Raw genomic sequence first — 366 nt, forward strand, 5'->3', positions numbered from 1 at the left:
AGCCTGGGCTGCCTGGTGGAGTACCGGCCGTTGCCGAAGAACGTTCACGGCATTTCAGTCCCAGAAATCCACGAAAACCGCCAGACTTGGGCAATCCTCATCAATTCGGACGACTATTGGGCGCTTCAGAGATTCACGCTCGCACACGAATTGAGCCATGTCCTATACCAGGACAGCGGGCAAATAATCATCGACCGGGCGCAGAATTCCAACGCAATTCCAGAGATCATCGCGGACTCTTTCTCTCGACATTTCCTATTCCCGGACGAGGCGCTGGAGGAAATGCTGGAAGAGCATGGCCCCTCGAATGATCTACCGGATGTGAACCGTCTTGTCGCCGATGCCATGCTCACCTACGGAATAAGC

Annotated in this window: 1 protein-coding gene; it reads left to right on the top strand. The window is 54.6% G+C overall.

What is annotated here, in order from left to right; translation table 11 throughout:
• Positions 1-366: ImmA/IrrE family metallo-endopeptidase (locus IG65_RS0134145; RefSeq protein WP_030519023.1), on the top strand; the 366-nt coding region annotated here is incomplete at both ends.

It is taken from the genome of Nocardia sp. NRRL WC-3656 (assembly GCF_000720265.1).
GTDB classification, from domain to species: Bacteria; Actinomycetota; Actinomycetes; order Mycobacteriales; family Mycobacteriaceae; genus Nocardia; species Nocardia nova.